This window comes from Gordonibacter pamelaeae, from assembly GCF_003340385.1.
GTDB classification, from domain to species: domain Bacteria; phylum Actinomycetota; class Coriobacteriia; order Coriobacteriales; family Eggerthellaceae; genus Gordonibacter; species Gordonibacter pamelaeae.
Genome location: NZ_PPTS01000008.1, coordinates 138,557 through 157,467 on the forward strand (window position 1 = coordinate 138,557; position 18,911 = coordinate 157,467).

Sequence of the window (18,911 nt, forward strand, 5' to 3'; positions counted from 1 at the left end):
GCGTGACCTTGCAGCCGTTGAGCTTCAGCATCTCGTCGCCGAAGCCGGTGACGCAGTCCATCTCCTCCAGGCGGCGCAGGTTGTCCTCGAAGGAGCCGAACTGCGGGTCCAGGTAGAACATGAGGTTGCCGCGGTAGGTGAGCTTGCCCTGCTTGCGGGCCTCGTTGTAGATGTGCATCTGCTTGTAGTTGAGGTTCGCGTCGATGGCGCTGGTGATGCCGAAGGAGTTCAGGCGCTGCCCGATGAGCACGAGGCTCTCGAGGTGCTGGGCGTCGGTAAGGGCCGGCTTGGCCTTCAGCATGGGCTGGAGCGCGCCGTTCTCGTACAGCAGGCCGTCGAGCTCGCCGTCGTCGTAGTGGCCGATCTCGGCGCCCTCGGGCTGCGGGGTGTCCTTCGTGTAGCCGCACGCCTCGAGCGCGAGAGAGTTCGCGGCGATGGTGTGCACGGACATGTGCAGCAGGAACACCGGGTTGTTCGGGGCGACCTCGTCGAGCTCGCGGCGCGTGATGACCTCCTGGCTGTCTTCCCAGATGAGCTCGTTCCAGCCGTCGCCCTCGATCCACTCTCCGTCGGGGGTGTTCGCGGCCTTCTCGGCCACGGCGTCGAGGATGGCCTGGCGGCTGGTCACGCCGTTGAAGTCGAGGTTGAGCATCTGCTCGCCGGTCCACTTGCAGTGCATGTGGCATTCGACGAAGCCGGGCGTGAGGATCTTGCCGGAGGCGTCGATGACCTCGGTGTGCTCGCCGATGAACTGCTGGACGTCGGTGGCCGTGCCCACGGCGATGACCTTGCCGTCCTTGGCGGCCACGCCGCCGTCCTCGATGATGGGGAAGTCCGTCTTGCCTTCCTTCACCTCGTCGCACGTGATGGCGACGGTGTAGATCTTCGGATGCTGGATGACCAGGTCTGCCTCGGGATACCAAGTGCTCATAACAGGTTCTCCTTTTCCTTCGATACTATCGCGGAAAAGCGGAAGAGCGCCTTTGCCTGCATGCGGCAATGCGGCCGCACCGGTCGGCGTTATCGTGAAACCATGAATCATCCCCGCTGCACAGCATAGAGTAAAACTCGTCCTTCCTGCCACCGGCCGTAAGGACGATATCGCGGGTATGATCGTACTTTCGGCCGATTCCCTTCCGGCGGGGGCGTGGGGTAGGATGGGCCGCAACGTAATCCTTCCTCGGAAAAATCCATAACGTGCTGCAAAGGGCGACAAGGGCGGCCATCTGCCTGCTCGCCAGGGGTTTTGTGGCAATACCAATCGGAAACGAGAGAAGGTGTCATCGTGGAGAACACGATCATCGACGACGATGCGACCATCGTCGCAGACGCACCCGCATCATCGAAAGCACCCGCGACGGCCGTGTCCCGCAAGGAGATCCTGCCGGCGTTCTGCATCACCGTCGTAGCCGCCATCGCGCTGTACGCGCTCATGAGCTACGTGCAGCCCCTGCTCATGAACAACAACTTCATCTACGACTTCGGCACCATGATGACCGGCTGCATCGAGGGTTCGCCCCTCTACCGCGTGGCCTGGTTCTTCGCCGACCTGACCGAGGGCTCGTTCATCGCGGCGCTCCCGGCCTCCATCGGCATGATCATCATGGGCTTCGTGGCCGCCGCGCTCGAGCGCAAGAAGTCGGCCCACGCCGGCACCGGCGTGGCGGGCAACGGCCACATCTTCACCACCATGTTCGTGACGACCTGCCTGTCGCTCATCCTGGGCCAGCTGCTCTACGGCGGCCTGTTCGCCAGCGGCTGGATTCCCACGTTCGCCACCGTGCTCACCGTGCAGGTGTTCGTGATCTTCTACGGGTCCGACCTGAAGAAGGTGGCAACGTCGCTCATCCTGGGCACTATCGTCACCTGCCCGGTGTGCTACGCCCTGCTGTACGGCATCGTGTCCCCGCTGGGGCTGCCGCTGTTCATCGCCGTGTCCGCCGGCGTGGCCATCGTGGTGCCGGTGTGCTCGCTCATCTTCCGCCTCATGCCGTGGATGACCATCCCGGCGCCGGCCGAGGGCGCGAACCCCACGGACCAGAACAAGAGCAAGTTCTTCGTGCACCAGATCTTCGGCGACATCGGCCAGCTGACCATCTGGGGCAGCTCGTGGGCCACGATCGGCATGTACGTGGGCGGCATCATCTCGTGGGTCATGAACCCGCTGCATCCCGCATACGGCTCCGGCAACTTCCCCCTGCTCATCATGGTGCAGGTGGTCACGGGCGCTCTGGCCATCCTCATCTGGTACCCCAAGTGGAAGAAGACGGGCATGGCCTTCACGTTCGCGGGCATCGTGTTCGCGTCCGCCGTCGTGAGCACCTATCCGCCCAGCTGGGCCATCGTCATCCCCACCATCCTCATCGGCGCCGTGGTGTTCGCGCCGCTGGTCGAGTGGGTGCTGAAGGTGTTCCGCTTCAAGGGAACCTACCATCCCATCTGCCTGATCCAGGTTGCTATCTTCACGGTATGCACCGCATGGTCGTTCGCCGTCATGTACCTGATCATGCCGATGCTGGCTTAACTACCCGGTCGCAGCGCGCACCGACAGGCGCGCTCGACATCTTATTCCTCGAGCCCCTCGCCGCATTCAGTCCCCGCGGCGGGGGGCTTTTGCGCTGTGCGGTTAAGGCGCGGCGGGGGAGGACGTCCGAAGAGGCGCCTTCTGCGAAAAGGCTTTAGCTAAGGTGCTTCGGCTGCCGAGGAGCGCTCCTCGGGTCCTTCGCTCCGGGGGGGGGTGGCTGGCTTCTTGACGATATCCCTCGACTTCGCGCCTTCTGTGTTCTGCTTGGTGCGGCGCTGCGCAGAGGCTAGCGTGCCGCGTCGTGCAGTAGGGCGACGAGCGCCGTGCGGTTGGGCACGTGGGCTTTGGCGAAGATGTTCTGGATGTGGGATTTGACGGTGGAGAGGCTGATGCACAGCCGGAGGGCGATCTGGTCGTTCGTGAAGCCCTCGGCTATGAGTAGTGCAACGTCGCGCTCGCGCGACGTGAGGGCGGAGAGCAGCGCGTGCTGCGAAAAGGCGGGTTGGCTCGCGTCGGGCTCCCCGTGGCCTTGCAGGGGGGTGACGCGGACGGTGAATGCGCAGGCGTCATGAGGGTCGTCCTCAACCTGCATGCGGAAGCAGAGTCCTTGGGCGTTCGTGAAATCCAGGTAGCGCTCGGAGCCGTGGGCGGGTGTTCGGGTGCTCATGGCGAACGACGCCTCCCTTCATTTTGACGCTCCCCTTCCGGGAGCGACCCGGAAGGGGAGCAGGGGGTGATACTTGGTTTCCGCTTTCTCGCGAAACTTCAGTAGTTTGTCGCGCTCGTGCCCGTCCCCCTGTTTCACCTCCTTGCGGTATTCCTTCCTCGGAAATGCCGGGCAAGGCGCACGTGCTGGATAAAATAATGCGGTTTCGGCTTGGCCGGCGCCATCCTCCGCCAGAGGTGGTTTACGCTTCCCGAGCATCTCACCCCATAAGTATTAGATGCTTTTCCAGCGGGTTTAGGTATACTCGCCAGTGGCGTGAGCGGGGGCTATACAGCCTGTTTGACGTGGGGCTGTGCGTTTGCTCGCGAAGTCGATGGATATCGGGGGGATCCATATGGAGGCTGAGGGCACTCGCTTTGGCGGCATGCGTAAAGTTGTCCACGATGTGCGGGAGCAACCGACGCTTTTCGTTGGCTTCACCGCCTACAAGACGTTCGCCGTCCTGCTGTTCCTGGACGGTTTCTTCTTTCCCGGCACGTTCCGGGTAGCCGGCTTCGAGTTCTCCACCATCGTGCCGTTTCTGTTCATCTGCGCGGGCGTGTGCCTGTTCTTCGCATTCCGCTTCAGGAAGATCAAGGTATTCGACAAGGACGCGTACCTTTGGTTTCTTGTGGTCAGCATGGTGCTGGGCGTGTTCTTTCTCTTCATGGAAACCCATGCGGGGATTGCGGACGACGCGTTCCGTTTCGCGACGCTGGTGTTGGGCATGGTGCTGCTGGCCGTGGGAACCATGGGCATCCATATAGAGCTGGGGCGCATCTTCGGCATGCTGGGAATGACGCCCACGTTGACGTTCGGCATTGCCTCGGCGCTTGCCACGGGGGTGCTGTCGCTGGGTATCACGCTGCTCGACCCGCTTTTGCGGTGGGTCGTGGCCTTCGTGCTGCCAGCTTTCATCGTGCTGCTGTTCTACTGCGCGAAGGGCAGGGTGTTCCCCGATCAGAAGGTGCTCTACCGCGAATCTGCGAACGACCTGTTCATTCCCTATCGCTTCATGGCCACCTCCGTCACGCAGGGCTTGGCGCTGGGTATACCGCTGGGCTTCTTGAGCTTCTCGGGCTTTCTCTCCCAGATGCTCGATTCGGTCGGGTACTTCTTCGCGGCAGCGCTCGCCTTGCTGGCGGTGCTGGTGCTGCAGATGGACTTCAACCGCTCAATCTACCAAATAGGGTTTCCGCTTGCGGGGGCAGGTTTGCTGGCGGTGGGCATGCTGGGCCCGTCGTCGGTAATGGCGGGCGTGCTGCAGGTGACGGGATTCCTGTACCTTGACCTGGTGCTGTGGGGTTTGGGATCGTACCTTATCAAGAACTGCGACCAGCCGGCTACCTGGGTTGCCTCTTGCCCCAGCACGGCGCTCATGTTGGGGCGCGCGCTGGGCATCGTGGTGGGCAGCGTGGCCCTGCAGGTGCTGGCGGATTCCGCGCAGATCGTCGTGTTCTTCTGCACGCTGGCTTTTTTGGTGCTGATGACGGCGCTGCTGCTCACCAACAACGCGAACATGCGCACGGGCTGGGGGTTCGTGCGTCCCGGAGATCCCGATGAGGCCACGGACAGCTATCGCACCTGCGAGGTGGTGGCGCAGGACTTCGGGCTGACGCAGCGCGAATTGGAGATCATGTACAGCCTGATAGAGGGAAAGTCGCGCAAGGAGATAGCCGAGGACCTGTACATCACCTCGAACACCATCAAAACGCACCTGCACAATCTGTACGGCAAGCTGGATATCCACTCCGAGAGCGATTTGAAGGCGTTCGTCGCGAAGCGCGAGCGGATGTTCTCCACCGAGGAGGATGCCGTGCCCCTGCCGCCCGAAGAGGTATGAGGGCGGGCATGGCAACGCTCGGCGGGCGAGCGTCCTACGCCTTGGCGGTGAAGCCGGCTGGTTCGGGCAGCTCGGCCGTGCAGTGGGGGCAGCGCGTGGCTCCCTCGGCCACCTCCTCGAGGCAGTACGGGCAGTGCGGGGCCTCCTTCTCCTGCGCCTGCTTGCCGTGCTTCGCCAGCGAGCGGGCCTTGTTCAGGGCCTTCACCATAAGGAACACCACGAACGCGATGATGACGAACTGGATGACGGCGTTGATGAAGCTTCCGTAGGCGATGGCGGAATCGCCCGCCCCCAGCGGCAGGTACAGCTTCATGTCCGAGAAGTCCACGCCGCCGGTGAACGCGCCCACGATCGGCATGATGAGGTCGCTCACTGCCGAGTTGACGATGGCGGTGAACGCCGCGCCGATGACCACGGCCACGGCCAGGTCCATCACGTTGCCCTGGTTGATGAAATCCTTGAATTCCTGTAAAAACTTCTTCATGGAGGCCCTTTCGTCGATCGTGACGCTTCGTCTTCGGAGGTTCGTTCCAGTATAGGATGCGGCCGGCGTGCAGGCGAGAAGTTCATGGAATCGTTGACCGGCGCACGCTGGCAACCCCTTGCGGCCGCGGTCGGGAACCCGGCGCTCGGACGGGTATACTATGGGGCTGTGCGATCTCGCGTGCTGCTGTTCCCGGACGATCGGAGGACCTCGTGAACAAAGTGAAGACCACGGTTAAGACGATGCTCGGCTTCGAGCAGGTGCGGTAAGGAGCGTCATGACCAAGATCCATTCGCATACCCTCCCGATCGGGGCCGATATCGTCGACGCGTTCTGCCTGATGCAGAAAGGGTTCACCGACCAGTTCGTATACTACGACAAGCAGCGGGCGTGCCGTTATATGGGGCTCGGGCGCTGCATCGCGCTTCCGACGCTCGACGGGGCCGAAAGCGAGTTGGAGGGGCCGGTGGAGCAGCCGCCCGTGTATTTCTCGTTCAACCGCTTCGATGCGGAGAATCCGGCTCCTGCCGACGAGCTGTTCGAGGCGTTCCCCCGGCTGAAGTTCATGCTGCCCGAGATCGTGCTCATCGAGAACGAACGGGGCACGCTGTTGCAGGTGAACTCGCTCGGCCCGGTATACCCGGGCCGCATCGCACGCTTCATGCGCCAGGCGCTCGCCGCGCCGCCGCGCCGCCGCGAGACGGTGCCGTACCGGCTGGAGCCCGACTCGCGCGAGGCATGGCGCGACGCCGTGGGCGCGGGCCTGGCGGCCATCGAGGCGGGGCGCGTGGACAAGGTGGTGCTGTCACGGCGGCAGCGGCTGGTGGCCACACGTCCGTTCTCGTCGAAGGACCTGCTGGTGAACCTGATAGACGGGCCGGCGCGGGGCACGGTGCTCCTGTACCGCTACGCCGACGTGTTCTTCTGCGGCTGCACGCCCGAGCTGTTGGTGCGCAAGCGCGGTGCCGAGCTGGAGAGCATGTGCCTGGCAGGCACCTGCCCGGCCGGCGGCTCCGAGGACGAGCGCGCGCGTCTGGCGGCCGAGCTCATGGCCGACCCGAAGAACCGCGCCGAGCACGACTACGTGGTGCGGTTCATCCGCGAGGTGTTCCGCCGCACCTGCCACGGCGTGGACGTGCCCGCCGAGCCGGGAATACTCCCGCTCACGCACGTGCAGCACCTGTGCACGCCGGCGCGGGCGCGCCTTCTGGAGGGGGTCGACCTGTGGTCGATGATGGAGGATCTGCACCCCACGCCCGCCGTGGCCGGCACGCCGGTGGGCGAGGCGAAGATGCTGCTGCGCGAGGTGGAGGCGTACAACCGCGGCTTCTTCGCCGGTGCGTGCGGCTACGTGGACGGCGCGGGCGACGGCGAGTTCTCGGTGGCGCTGCGCACCGGCGTGTTCGATGGCGAGATCGGCTGGGTGTACGCCGGCTGCGGCATCGTGGAGGGCAGCGTGGCCGACGACGAGTACGACGAGATAGGCATGAAGCTCATGACCATCCTCTCCGCTTTCAGCGGAGAGGATGAAGCCGACGCTGCGGAAACCCTCGCTGACTCTTTGAGCGACCAGCGCGTTGACGAAGGAGCCGGCCGATGAGCGCCGATCCGCGCGCGACGGCGCTGTTCCTGGGCGCGTTCTTCGACGAGCTGGCGCGGTGGGGCGTGCACGACATGGTGGTGAGCCCCGGCTCGCGCTCCACGCCGCTGACGATGACGGCGTTCGAGCTGTCGCGGCGCGAGCCGGGGCGGCTACGCGTGTTCGTGGACGTGGACGAGCGCGGTGCGGCCTTCTTCGCGCTCGGGCTGGCGAAGGCGAGCGGGCATCCTGCCGCCGTCGTCTGCACGTCGGGCACGGCGGTGGCGAACTACTATCCGGCGGTCATGGAGGCGGAGTCGTCGCGCGTGCCGCTCGTGGTTCTCACGGGCGACCGCCCGCCGCGGCTGCAGGGCCTCGGCGCGCCGCAGACGTGCGACCAGCTGAACGCCTACGGCAACCATGTGCGCGCGTTCCGCCAGATGCCGCTGCCCTCGGCCGACGGCGCGGCGCTCGCGTTCGCACGCCAGGCTGCGCGCGAGGCGGTCATCGCGGCGGGCGAGGAGTGCTTCGGCGGGCCCGTGCACCTCAACTTCCCGTTCGACGAGCCGCTCAAGCCCGACTTCAGCGCGGAAGGGCTGTTCGAGTCGGCGCGGCGCCTGGATGTTTCACGTGAAACATCCGTTCCTGTTTCGCAGCAGCTTGCGCCGAGCGACGCCGGGCGTCTGGCCGCGCTGCTCGCGGACCGGCGCGCGCTCGTGTACGCGGGCGAGGGGACCTGCACAGGCGAGCTCGAAGCCGGCAAGGTGCTCAATTGGGCGCGAGCTTTCCGCCTGCCATTGCTCGCGGACCCGTTGTCCGGCCTGCGGTCTTCGGACGACCCCCTGGTCATCGACAACTACGACTCTGTGCTCGGCCCGGGCGGCGCGGCCCCCGACGGCCTTGCGCCCGAGGTGGTCGTGCGGTTCGGGCGCTATCCGGTGTCGAAGAAGGCGACGCAGCTGGTTGCCGCGGCACGTCCGGTGCAGATCGTGGTCGATCCGCTGGAGACGCGGGACTGCAACGCGGCCACCGACGTGTTCGTGCGCTGCAGGCCGTCGGAGCTGGCGGGGTCGCTCGGGTTCGCGTACGACGTGCGGACGATCGATTACGATCCCGACGACGTGCAGCGGGCCTTCGCGCGCGCGTGGATCGACGCGAACGACGCCGCGCGCAAGCGCATCGCTTCGGTGGACGATGCGGAGGCCGGCTTCGAGGGGGCGTTCGTCCGGCGGGTCGTGGAACTCGCGCCGGAAGGTTCGTGCCTGTTCTCGGCCAACTCCATGAGCGTGCGGGCCCTCGACACGTTCTACCTGAAAAGTGCCAAGCGCCTCGCCGTCCTGTGCAACCGGGGCCTCAACGGCATTGACGGCACGGTGTCCACGGCGCTGGGCGCGGCGCAGCACTTCGCCCAGACCACGCTGGTCACGGGCGATCTCACCCTGCTGCACGACCTGAACGCCCTTGCGCTGCAGCGCGAGCTGCGCTTGCAGCGGGAGGCAGCGGCGTGCTTCTCCGCCTCGCTCGACGCGGCGTCCAGCAAAGCGGCCGGCGCCGTAACGCCCGGCCATGCGACCGATGCGGCATCCGACAACGTCGCGCCCGGCGCGGTTCCGAGCATCGTCATCGTGCTGCTGAACAACAACGGCGGCGGCATCTTCGACATGCTGCCCCAGAAATCGGAGGACCCGTATTTCGAGCGGCTGTTCCTCACCCCGCAGGACGTGGATTTCCGGGCGGCCGCGCAGGCGTTCGGCGTGCCGTACCGCCGCGCCGACACCGTGCCGGCGTTCGACGAAGCCTACCGCGCGCTGCTCGGCACCCCCGGCATCTCGCTCGTCGAGGTGCGCGTGCCGCTTTCGGGGTTGAAGGATCGCTATGCCCCGTACTGGTAGAGGCACGGCGACGCTTTCCAAGTGAGTGGCGCTATAAATAACCAAAAGAGTCATGGACAAAATGCAAGGCTAGGGCAAGGGTCGTTTGGACAGCGCGAGCGAGGCCGAAGAAAGCAAGCATCTGACCTTGCGTATTGCTTGGCTGCCAAGTCTCTGACGTCGATGTCTCGCTTGTGCGGCCCGATTTTCGACCATAGCCTAGAATTCTGTCCACTGTCTTCTGTCCGTATCGGCACCGCAGGGAGAGAGGCGCACCATGGCGAAACGAGAGGGGTTCTTCCAGCATGATGGCGTGCGCTACCGCTTCGCCGTCTGGGAAAGCGAGGCTGCCGAAGCCGCGCCTGTCGTGCTGCTGCATGGCTTTGCCCAGAGCGCCGCAAGCTGGGATAACATAGCCGAGCTCTTGGGCCGCACGCGCTCCGTCGTGGCGCTCGATCTCGTTGGCCACGGCGGCAGCGACCGGCCGGAGGGTGCTGATGCCTATGCGCTCGGGGTGCAGGGCGAGATGCTGCTGGCGTACCTCGCATCTCCGGTTGGCGTTGCTGCCCTCGCCGCGCCAGGAAGGTCAAACGGAGGTTCCGCATCGGCTGCGCATGGCTCTCGGAAACCCTTGGTGGTGGGCTACTCGATGGGAGGGCGTGTCGCGCTTGCCGCCGCCAGCAGTCAGCCGGAAACGTTCGCCCGTTTTGCTGGGGGCCTCGTGCTGGAAAGCGCCGGGCTGGGCCCGGTTGACGAGCACGAGCGCGAAGACGCTGCCGAGCGCGATGCGCGCAACGCCGCAGCCCTGCGCCGCGACGGGCTCTCGGCGTTCATGGATGCCTGGGAGCGCCTGGACCTGTTCGCCACCCAGCGCGACCTGCCTGCCTCGGCCCGCGAACGCATGCGTGCCAGTCGTCTGGCGAACGACGCCGAAGCCCTCGCCCGCACGTTCGAGCATGCTGGCCAGCACGCCATGCCCGCGCGCGTGGACGCCCTTGCTGTGCTCGCCTCGCTGCGCGTCAGCGGCGCGCCGGTGCGGTATATCGCTGGCGCGCTCGACGTGAAGTACCGCACGCTTGCCGAGGGCTTGGAGGATGAAGGGCTGTGCGAGGTGCGCATCGTGGCCGGGGCGGGCCACAACGTCCACCTCGAGGCGCCTGCGGCCTACCTGCGTGCCCTCGAGGGTTTCCCCGGATAGCGCCGCGCCCCTAAGCCCGCGCGCCCGGCGAAGGAGCGCGGGTACGAACGACGGCGGGAGTGGGATGGCGCAAGGGCCTCTGCGCACCGTGCCATTCCGCTCCCGGGACGCACGGTGTTCCTCAAGCGCGGGGCGTCGTCAGCTTCAACAGGCTCTCGGCCTGCGCCTTGACCTCTCCTACTTCTAGATCGGGGTGCTGGAAGAGCCAGAGCCTGACGATGCCCACCCAGCCGGAGGTAACGTAGTGGAACAGGAATTCCACCGCCTGCTCGGACATGTCGGGGTTCGCCTGCTCCCAGCTTTCGTGATAGGTGGCATGCAGGTAGGCGAGCACGCGATCGATGAGGTTTCCCTCGCCACGGTTCTCGAATACCGCCTTCGCCACCACGCGATGCTCGGCCACGAAGTCGATGATATCCGACGAGATGACGTACACGTCGGGCGGTAGCTTAGTCAAGCGTTGCCCCAACCCGGCGAACAGGTCATCCTGCATGGCCAGCAACAGCGCGAACGGATCCGAGTAGTACTTGTAGAACGTCTTGCGCGAAATGCCCGCGTCGCTGCAGACCTCGCTTACCGTGATGTCCGACACGGCCTTGCTCTGCAACGCCCGCTCGAACGACGCGAACAGGCGCTCTTTGGTACAGCGTTGTCGGGAATCCTTCGGTTCGACGTACATCGGATCTCCTCGCTCGGGCTTTCGGCGGGTGCGGGCACCATTATAGTACGACCGGGCCGGGCTTTTTTCGCCTCCGCCTGCCGCTGTGAGATTCGCCGTCCTTCCGTGCGTTGACTGGTGCGGTCCTGCAGAGACGTGCCGGGGGAAGGAGCGCCTGTTCCGTCTTCATGTTTTCGTTGACGGTCACCGTTCTTTTTCGGAATTATTCTGCGTTCGGCTGTTCCAGGCTGCGGGGCGCGATAGTATATGCTCATCCTACCGAACATTCTTCCCTAACAGGCGTGCTCGGACGATCGAGGCGCGCAGCGAAAGGACGGCCATGGGCGATACCGCGTGGCAGGCGGGCAAGGCATACCGCGAGATCATCTACGAAACCTGCGATGGCATTGCCAAGATCACCATCAACCGGCCCGAGCGCCGCAACGCGTTCACGCCGCTCACCGTGAACGAGCTCTACGACGCGTTCACGGTCGCGCGCGACGACGCGGGCATCGGCGTCATCATCCTCACGGGCGCCAACCATGACGGGCGTCCCGAGGACCAGGCGTTCTGCTCCGGCGGCGACCAGAAGATCCGCGGCAACGGCGGCTACGTGGGCGAGGACAATATCCCGCGCCTCAACGTGCTGGACCTCCAGCGCCTCATCCGCGTGGTGCCCAAGCCCGTCATCGCCATGGTGAACGGCTACGCCATCGGCGGCGGGCATGTGCTGCATATCCTGTGCGACCTGTCGCTTGCGGCCGACACGGCCAAGTTCGGCCAGACGGGCCCCAAGGTGGGCAGCTTCGACGCCGGCTACGGCGCGGGCTACCTGGCCAACATCGTGGGCCAGAAGAAGGCGCGCGAGATATGGTACCTCTGCCGCCAGTACACGGCCGCGGAGGCGCTGGAGATGGGCCTGGTGAACAAGGTGGTGCCGTTCGACCAGCTGGAGGCGGAGTGCGTGAGCTGGGCGCGCGAGATGCTGCGCCTGAGCCCCACGGCGCTGCGCTTCATGAAGGCGTCGTTCAACGCGGCCACCGACGGCCTGGCAGGCATCCAGCAGCTCGCCGGCGACGCGACGCTTCTGTACTACACCACCGACGAGGCGAAGGAGGGCCGCGACGCGTTCAAGGAGAAGCGCGCGCCCGACTTCACGCAGTTCCCGAAATTTCCGTAGGGTCGGGCAGGGTCGTCAGGGAAGCGTCGTGCAGCTCGGCGGGGCGGCTTCCCGGGAGCAAGACAGGATGCGAGGCAGGAATCAGGAACGGGTAGGCGATGATCAGCGCATTCGAGAGCATGGTTCGCCGATACCCGCAGCGGACGTGCTTCACGTACGTCGACGGGGCGGGTCAGGAGGCGCCGTATTCGTACCGCGAGGTGCGCATGCTCGCGGCTGCCCTTGCCCGCTACCTGCAGTCGAAGGGCGTGCAGCGCGGCGGCTGCATCGCGGTCGACCTGCCGAACTGCCCCCTGTACGTGATGCTGGTCCTGGCAGCCGCCTACGGCAGCTTCACCATCGTGACCGTGAACAACCGGCTGGCACCAGGCGAGAAGCTGTCCCGCCTGCTGGAGCTGGAGCGCTGCCTGGGCGAGCGCGTGGCGTTCCGCATCGATGAGGAGCGCGCGCAAGGTCTGTTCGACCATGCCGCCGCCCTGCTCGCGGGCGAGGAGCGCTCCGATCCGGCTGCCGCCCGCACGATGCGCCCGAGCTTCACGGCGCGGGCCTCGGCTGCCACGGCGGCACCGCGCTCTGCGCGCGGCCTGGGCCGGGCGACCTCCAACCGTGCGGCACGCCGCCGGCGCGACGAGACGCAGCGGCAGGACGCGCTCGAGGAGATCATCCACTTCGCGGAGCGTTCCGCCCACGTGTTCGACTCGAAGGCACGGGCCCTCATCATGTTCACCTCGGGCACGACCGGCAAGCCGAAGGCCGTGCCGCTGGCCTGGGACCAGGTATGCCGCGCCGCCGAGGCGTCGAACGCCGCCCTCAACAGCCCCGGCTCAGGTATGTGGCAGGCGGCGTTGCCGCTGTACCACATCGGCGGTTTCCAGGTGGTCGTGCGCAGCCTGCTGGGGCAGGTTCCCTTCATCCTCTACCGCCGTTTCGACGCTAAGCGCGTGCTGGCCGATGCGGCGCGCTCGCACGTCACCCACGTGTCGGTGGTGGACAAGATGCTGCAGGACCTGTTGAACGAGGATGAGGCGGATACGCTGAAGGGCTATCGCTGCATCCTGCTGGGCGGGGCGGCGTCGAACCCGCATACGCTTAGCCGCGCAACCGCAGCCGGCGCCCGCGTGTACGCGAGTTACGGCATGACGGAGACGTCCAGCCAGATTGCCCATGCGCAGGTCACGCCCTCGTTCGACGGGGGCTTGAGGCTGCTGCCGGGCTACGAGGCGCGCATCGTCGACCCCGACGCGCAGGGCTTCGGCCGCCTGGCCGTCAAGGGCCCCGGCGTGTTCGAGGGCTACCTCAACGCGCGGGCGGCGCACACGGTGGACGGGTTCTTCCTCACGGGCGACACGGCGGCGCTTGCGGCCGGGCGGCTGTACGTGAAGGAGCGCACCACCGATATGTTCGTGTCGGGCGGCGAGAACGTTTACCCGGCCGGGATCCGCGACAAGCTCGTGCGCGTGCCCGGCGTGGCCGAGGCTTACGTGTTCGGCGCGCCCGACGCCGTCTGGGGCCGCCGTCCCGTGGCGTTCGTGGAGCGCGAGCGCCCCGCCGCCCCGCAGCGCACGGAGCCGGTCGCGCCGCAGCAGTTCGCCGCCACCGTGCGCGCCAGCCTGAGCACGCGCCTGTCGAAGCTCTACCAGCCGCGCTGCCTCTTCGCGCTCGACGAGTTCCCCCGCACGGGCATCGGCAAGATCGACCGCGCGGCGCTCCAGGCGCTCTACGAGCAGCGCATCGAGGTGGCGCGCGTGACGCTGTACCGCATCCGCCTGCCGTTCCTTCGGCCGTTCAAGACGGCGAAGGGAATCCTGCGCGACCGCGAGTCCGTCATAGTGGAGGTGGAGGATCATGCCGGGCGCACGGGCCTGGGAGAATGCGTGGCGTTCCCCACGGACTGGTACCTGCCCGAGACGCTCGACCAGGACGTGCGCGTGCTCAAGGAGGTGCTGGCCCCCCTGGTGCTGAACGAGGCGTACCTGCACCCCTCCGAGGCCAGCGCGTCGTTCGCCGCCTGCGCGGAGGCGGCCGCGTTCCCGCTGGCGCAAGGTGCGCTCGAGCCGGCGCTGTGGGATCTGTACGGCAAGATCGTCGGCAAGCCGCTGTGGCAGCTGATCGGCGGCGCAGTGCCCCACGGGGGAGCTGCGGCGGGCCAGGCGTCTGTGCCGGCGGGCGCCGTGGTGGGCATGGGGGCGGCTGCCGACACGGTGGCTGCGGTGCGCCGTTGCGTCGAGGCGGGCTATCGCCGGGTGAAGCTGAAGGTTGCCCCCGGGGGCTCGCTGTCGTCCGTGCAGGCGGTGCGCGAAGCGTATCCCCGGCTCATGATCACGCTGGATGCGAACCAGAGCTTCGCGGAGCACGACCTGGACGAGCTGCGCGCCCTCGACGCGTGCGGCCCTGCCTGGATCGAGGAGCCGCTCGACCCGCACCGCCTTCCCGGCGTCGGGCCGACCGACCTTTTCGACCGGCTGGCGCGCCTGCAGCGCAGCCTGCATACGCCCATCTGCCTGGACGAGTCCATCGCCCGCCCGGCCGATCTGGCGCGGGCGTTGCAGCATCCTGAACTGGGATGCTATGCGCTCAAGATTGCCAAGATGGGCGGCGTGCAGCCTGCGCTCGACTTCCTGCGGCTGGCGCAGGTGCGCGGCCTTGGCGTGTGGATGGGCGGTATGTACGACACCGGCGTGTCCAGGCGCCTGCACGCCGCGTTCGAAACGCTGCCCGGCATCGACGCGCCCGGTGACGTCGGCGCCACCGCACGCTACTTTGCCGTGGATGTCACCGATCCGCCGTACACGGCCGAGCGCGGCCGGGTGACGCTCAACCGCACCGGCCATCCGCACGGTCTGGGCTGCGACCTCAACCGCTCCTCCTTGGCCGACGTTCTCGTGGACCGCACGGTCATCGAGCGGCAGCGCCGTTCCCTTCGTTAACGGCATACAAAATAATGCATAACGCTCTGACGTAATGCAGGGCGGTGGAGTATCATGATGCGGTCAACCCGACGAGGAACGGTGGTCCCATGAGCGCTTCCGCATCGCACCAATCCGCATCGACGATCGAGGCCGCCCCGGCGGTCGTGCCAGCTGCATCTGCCGATATCCTCCGCCCGCAGGGAGGCCTCGGCATCTTCCGGCTCGTCACAACCGTCATCACGCTCATCTTGGGCGGCGGTGTGTTCTCGCTGGCAGGCGACCAGGCGGCTAACGGCGCCAGCGGCGCGGCAATTCTCACAGCGTGGGGCATCTCGGCGGTGGGCGTGCTGTGCCTCGTGCTGACGTTCTTCGCGCTCTCGCGCATCAAGCCGCAGCTCAAGGGCGGCATTTACAGCTACGCAAGCGCCGGTTTCGGCGATTTCCTGGGTTTCAACAGCGCGTGGGGCTATTGGATCAGCGCGCTTCTCTGCACGGTGAGCTTCTCGGCGCTCTTGTTCGGCGCGCTGTCGTACTTCTTCCCCATTTTCGGGGAGGGCAACAACCTGGCGTCCATTGTCGGTGCGAGCTGCCTCATCTGGTTCTACGTGTTCCTCGTGTCGCGCGGCATCAAGGAAGTCACCGGCGTGAACGCCGTCATCACCATCTCGAAGGTCGTGCCCATCTTCGTGGCCATCACGGCCATCATCTTCCTGCAGAAGTTCGACTTGGGCATCTTCATGGCGAACCTCGCGACGGGCGCCGATCCCAACCTGCCGTTCTGGGAGCAGGTGAGCGGCACCATGATGGTGACCATCTGGGTGTTCGTGGGCATCGAGGGTGCGGTGGCCATCTCCGGGCGCGCGAAGAAGGAGCGCGACGTGGGCAAGGCCACCATCATCGCGTTCGTGTGCGTGCTGACCATCTACCTGCTGGTAAGCGTTCTTAGCATGGGGGTCATGCCGTTGTCCGACCTGGCGTTGCTGGAGAACCCGGCGCTCGCGGGCGTCATGGAGGTGGCCGTGGGGCAGTGGGGCGCCGTCCTCATCAACTGCGGCGTGGTGCTATCGCTCGTGGGCGCCATGCTGGGTTACACCGTGCTCTCGAGCGAATCGCCCTACGAGGCGGCCGAGCAGGGCGTGTTCATCAAGGCGTTCGCCAAGACGAACAAAAAGGGCGCCCCTATCGTCACGCTCGTGGTCACGAACATCATTATCGAGGCGTTCCTCGTGATCATGCTGTTCTCGGACAGCACGTACCAGTTCTTCTACACCATATCCGCCGGCATGATCCTGCTGCCGTACCTGCTGTCGGCAGCGTACTTCGCCAAGCTCACGTTCACGGAGCCGCAGGCATTCAAGGGCAAGGTGGGCGGCAGCCTGGTGTTCTGGCGCATCTTCGGCATCGTGGGCGTTATCTACAGCTTCTTCCTAGCGTTCGCGAGCGGCGCGGTGGGGCTCACCATCATGTCGCTTCTGTACGCGCCGGGCATCCTCATGTACATCAAGGGGAAGAAGGAGCGGGGCGAGCCGTACCTGCGCAGCACGCTGGACAAGGTGGTGGTGCTCGTCATCCTGGCCGCCGCCGTGGCATCCATCGTCCTGGTAGTCACCGGCCAAGTCGTGCTGTAGGGCCGGAACGAGCGCGGTGCGCGGCTTTGCAGCCTACCGGTTGAAACTTTGCCGTTCGCATCGTACCAGCTGCTTGCCGCGCCCTGCACCCCGCTCGCTTCCGTCTCGCTTTCCGGCTGCTCGGGCAAATGACCCGTTCCCAACTGCGGGCGTGTCCTTTACACTGTCCAGCAGAGGTTTCGCCCGTGCGCGCGGGGGTGCGCACGGCGGCTCGGGAGACGGAGAAAGCGGACGACGGAGGCGGCACGTGGAGCAGTTGGAGGAGCGCATCAGGCGCGACGGGGTGGTGAAGTCGGAGGGCGTCCTGAAGGTGGACAGCTTCCTGAACCACCAGTTGGACATCGAGCTGTTCGACGCCATGGGAGCCGAGTTCAAGCGCCTGTTCGCCGATGCGCCCGTCACGAAGATCCTCACGATAGAGGCGTCGGGCATCGGCATCGCCTGCGTGGTGGCGCGGCACTTCGGGGTGCCCGTGGTGTTCGCGAAGAAGGCGCAGTCCATCAACCTGGACGGCGACATGCACACCACGCGCATCCAGTCGTTCACGCACGGGCGCGTCTACGACGTCATCGTGTCGAAGAAGTTCCTGGGGCCGGACGACCACGTGCTCATCATCGACGACTTCCTGGCGAACGGCTGCGCGCTCAACGGGCTCATTGAGCTGGTGGACGGGGCGGGCGCCACGGTGGAGGGCATCGGCATCGCCATCGAGAAGGGCTTCCAGCCCGGCGGCGACGGCTTGCGCGAGCGCGGTTACCGCTTGGAGTCGCTCGCCATCGTGGACGCCATGGACCCGGCAACCGGCGAGATCGAGTTCCGCCGATGAAGCCGTTCGCAACCGAGGAGCTGTTCAAGCTCGACGGCGACATCCCGCTTTTGCGCGCCGTGCCCTACGGCGTGCAGCACATCCTGGCCATGTTCGTGGCCAATCTCGCGCCCATCGTCATCGTGGCGGGCGCGGCCGGCCTCGGCACCGACCAGACGGGTTCGCTCATCCAGAGCGCCATGCTCATCGCCGGCATCGGCACGCTCATCCAGCTGTTTCCTCTGGGGCGCATCGGCTCGGGGCTGCCCATCGTCATGGGCATCAGCTTCACGTTCGTTACCGTGCTCTGCGGCATCGTGGCCACGTACGGCTACAGCACGGCCATCGGCGCCATCATGGTGGGCGGCATCATCGAGGGCGTGCTGGGCCTGTTCGCGAAGTATTGGCGGCGCATCATCTCGCCCATCGTGGCGGCCGTGGTGGTAACGTCCATCGGGTTCTCGCTGCTGGGCGTGGGTGCCACGTCGTTCGGCGGTGGCAGCGGCGTGCCGGACTTCGGGTCGCCGCAGAACCTGGCGCTGGGCACCGTCTCGCTCGTGTCGTGCCTGGTGTTCCAAGTGCTGGCGAAGGGGAAGGCCAAGCAGCTCTCCGTGCTGTTCGGCCTGGTGATAGGCTATGTGGTGGCGCTGTTCATGGGGGCGGTGGACTTCAGCGGGTTCGCGGGCATGCAGCTGTTCGCGCTGCCGCAGCTCATGCCGTTCACCCCGGAGTTCAACCTGGGCGCCATCGTGTCGGTCACGCTCATCTTCCTCGTGTCGGCCACCGAGACTATCGGCGACACCTCCGCGCTCACGATGGTGGGCCTGAACCGCGAGGTGAAGGAGAAGGAGCTCACCGGCTCCATCGCGTGCGACGGCTTCGTGAGCTCGCTGTCGGCGTGCTTCGGCTGCCTGCCTATCACGTCGTTCTCGCAGAACGTGGGCCTGGTGGCCATGACGAAGGTGGTGAACCGGCGCGCCATCGCCACCGGCGCCGTCATCATGGTGCTGGCCGCGTTCCTGCCGGTGATCAGCGTGGTGTTCTCGTCGCTGCCCGAGGCGGTGCTGGGCGGCTGCACCATCATGATGTTCGGCAACATCATCGTGAGCGGCTTCCAGATGATCGCGCGCGCCGGGTTCACGCAGCGCAACATCACCATCGCCGCGCTGTCGCTGGCCGTGGGCATTGGCTTCACGCAAGCGTCGGCCCTGTTCGCGGTGTTCCCCGAGATCGTGCAGAGCGTGTTCGCGCAGAACTGCGTGGCCGTGGTGTTCCTGGTGGCCGTGGTGGCGAACCTCGTGCTGCCGCGGGACGCCGAGGCGGGGGATGCGCCGGATGCGGCGGGCGAGCGCGGCGGCGCGGCGTCTGCCGCCGCGGCCGCAAGCGTGCCCGCGGCGGCATCGGTGTCGGCTCCCGACCGGGTTCCAGCCCCTTCTTCCGCACCCGATGCGGAGGAGGGCGAACTGGCGCGCGCGTAATCTGCGTTTGGGGCGGCCGCCTGCGTCGAAACACCCGCGTAGCTCGCG

Annotated in this window: 14 protein-coding genes; 10 read left to right on the forward strand and 4 right to left on the reverse strand. The window is 66.2% G+C overall.

Going from position 1 to position 18,911, the window contains the following annotated elements; translation table 11 throughout:
* Positions 1 to 931 (reverse strand): amidohydrolase (locus C1877_RS12930; protein ID WP_181813853.1); only part of this gene is annotated, 931 nt, incomplete at its 3' end.
* A 354-nt stretch (positions 932 to 1,285) separates the two neighbouring features.
* On the opposite strand from C1877_RS12930, the gene C1877_RS12935 reads away from it, so the two are divergent.
* On the forward strand, positions 1,286 to 2,524 hold the full coding sequence (locus C1877_RS12935; RefSeq protein WP_041239612.1) for a hypothetical protein: 1,239 nt from the start codon (positions 1,286 to 1,288) through the stop codon (positions 2,522 to 2,524).
* Positions 2,525 to 2,810: 286 nt separating this feature from the next.
* Here the strand turns inward: C1877_RS12935 and C1877_RS12940 are convergent, their stop codons facing one another.
* Complete coding sequence (locus tag C1877_RS12940) at positions 2,811 to 3,191, reverse strand: response regulator transcription factor (RefSeq protein WP_015540107.1); 381 nt, start codon at positions 3,189 to 3,191, stop codon at positions 2,811 to 2,813.
* Positions 3,192 to 3,636: 445 nt separating this feature from the next.
* Here C1877_RS12940 and C1877_RS12945 point away from each other — a divergent pair, with 445 nt between their 5' ends.
* A complete protein-coding gene (locus C1877_RS12945; protein WP_181813854.1) occupies positions 3,637 to 5,073 on the forward strand; it encodes a helix-turn-helix transcriptional regulator in 1,437 nt (478 codons plus the stop codon).
* Positions 5,074 to 5,107: 34 nt separating this feature from the next.
* Here the strand turns inward: C1877_RS12945 and mscL are convergent, their stop codons facing one another.
* Positions 5,108 to 5,557 carry a large conductance mechanosensitive channel protein MscL gene (gene mscL / locus C1877_RS12950; protein WP_015540106.1) on the reverse strand — a complete coding sequence of 150 codons (450 nt, stop codon included), beginning with the start codon at positions 5,555 to 5,557 and terminating at the stop codon, positions 5,108 to 5,110.
* Positions 5,558 to 5,834: 277 nt separating this feature from the next.
* Between mscL and C1877_RS12955 the strand changes: the two genes are divergently transcribed.
* From C1877_RS12955 to C1877_RS12965, 3 genes are all read left to right on the forward strand, one after another.
* Positions 5,835 to 7,157: an isochorismate synthase gene (locus C1877_RS12955; protein WP_114569353.1), complete on the forward strand. Its 1,323-nt coding sequence runs from the start codon at positions 5,835 to 5,837 to the stop codon at positions 7,155 to 7,157.
* Positions 7,154 to 9,028, forward strand: a complete 1,875-nt coding sequence (menD, locus tag C1877_RS12960) for a 2-succinyl-5-enolpyruvyl-6-hydroxy-3-cyclohexene-1-carboxylic-acid synthase (protein WP_114569354.1) — start codon at positions 7,154 to 7,156, stop codon at positions 9,026 to 9,028. Before C1877_RS12955 ends, menD begins: the two co-directional genes overlap by 4 nt.
* Before the next feature lie 256 nt (positions 9,029 to 9,284).
* Positions 9,285 to 10,205 (forward strand): alpha/beta fold hydrolase, encoded by a 921-nt coding sequence (locus C1877_RS12965; protein WP_114569355.1) that lies wholly within the window; start codon positions 9,285 to 9,287, stop codon positions 10,203 to 10,205.
* Between the two features lie 121 nt (positions 10,206 to 10,326).
* Here C1877_RS12965 and C1877_RS12970 read toward each other — a convergent pair whose 3' ends face one another.
* Positions 10,327 to 10,884 (reverse strand): TetR/AcrR family transcriptional regulator, encoded by a 558-nt coding sequence (locus C1877_RS12970; protein ID WP_015540105.1) that lies wholly within the window; start codon positions 10,882 to 10,884, stop codon positions 10,327 to 10,329.
* A gap of 319 nt (positions 10,885 to 11,203) precedes the next feature.
* On the opposite strand from C1877_RS12970, the gene menB reads away from it, so the two are divergent.
* The 5 genes from menB to C1877_RS12995 all read left to right on the forward strand — a co-directional run bounded on the left by menB (position 11,204) and on the right by C1877_RS12995 (position 18,863).
* Positions 11,204 to 12,043, forward strand: a complete 840-nt coding sequence (gene menB, locus C1877_RS12975; protein ID WP_114569356.1) for a 1,4-dihydroxy-2-naphthoyl-CoA synthase — start codon at positions 11,204 to 11,206, stop codon at positions 12,041 to 12,043.
* A 98-nt stretch (positions 12,044 to 12,141) separates the two neighbouring features.
* Positions 12,142 to 14,970 (forward strand): o-succinylbenzoate synthase, encoded by a 2,829-nt coding sequence (gene menC / locus C1877_RS12980; protein ID WP_114569357.1) that lies wholly within the window; start codon positions 12,142 to 12,144, stop codon positions 14,968 to 14,970.
* 89 nt (positions 14,971 to 15,059) lie between these two features.
* A complete protein-coding gene (locus C1877_RS12985; RefSeq protein ID WP_114569358.1) occupies positions 15,060 to 16,580 on the forward strand; it encodes a basic amino acid/polyamine antiporter in 1,521 nt (506 codons plus the stop codon).
* 247 nt (positions 16,581 to 16,827) lie between these two features.
* Positions 16,828 to 17,406 (forward strand): xanthine phosphoribosyltransferase, encoded by a 579-nt coding sequence (locus C1877_RS12990; RefSeq protein WP_041239607.1) that lies wholly within the window; start codon positions 16,828 to 16,830, stop codon positions 17,404 to 17,406.
* Positions 17,403 to 18,863, forward strand: coding sequence for a uracil-xanthine permease family protein (locus C1877_RS12995; RefSeq protein WP_114569359.1), 1,461 nt, complete (start codon positions 17,403 to 17,405; stop codon positions 18,861 to 18,863). The genes C1877_RS12990 and C1877_RS12995 overlap by 4 nt, the downstream gene beginning before the upstream one ends.
* Positions 18,864 to 18,911: the final 48 nt, after the last annotated feature.

Coding starts and splice junctions, on each gene's coding strand:
- C1877_RS12970 (WP_015540105.1), bottom strand. CDS start 10,884: ATGTACGTCGAACCGAAGGATTCCCGACAACGCTGTACCAAAGAGCGC.
- C1877_RS12955 (WP_114569353.1), top strand. CDS start 5,835: ATGACCAAGATCCATTCGCATACCCTCCCGATCGGGGCCGATATCGTC.
- C1877_RS12995 (WP_114569359.1), top strand. CDS start 17,403: ATGAAGCCGTTCGCAACCGAGGAGCTGTTCAAGCTCGACGGCGACATC.
- mscL (WP_015540106.1), bottom strand. CDS start 5,557: ATGAAGAAGTTTTTACAGGAATTCAAGGATTTCATCAACCAGGGCAAC.
- C1877_RS12965 (WP_114569355.1), top strand. CDS start 9,285: ATGGCGAAACGAGAGGGGTTCTTCCAGCATGATGGCGTGCGCTACCGC.
- menD (WP_114569354.1), top strand. CDS start 7,154: ATGAGCGCCGATCCGCGCGCGACGGCGCTGTTCCTGGGCGCGTTCTTC.
- C1877_RS12940 (WP_015540107.1), bottom strand. CDS start 3,191: ATGAGCACCCGAACACCCGCCCACGGCTCCGAGCGCTACCTGGATTTC.
- menB (WP_114569356.1), top strand. CDS start 11,204: ATGGGCGATACCGCGTGGCAGGCGGGCAAGGCATACCGCGAGATCATC.
- menC (WP_114569357.1), top strand. CDS start 12,142: ATGATCAGCGCATTCGAGAGCATGGTTCGCCGATACCCGCAGCGGACG.
- C1877_RS12985 (WP_114569358.1), top strand. CDS start 15,060: ATGAGCGCTTCCGCATCGCACCAATCCGCATCGACGATCGAGGCCGCC.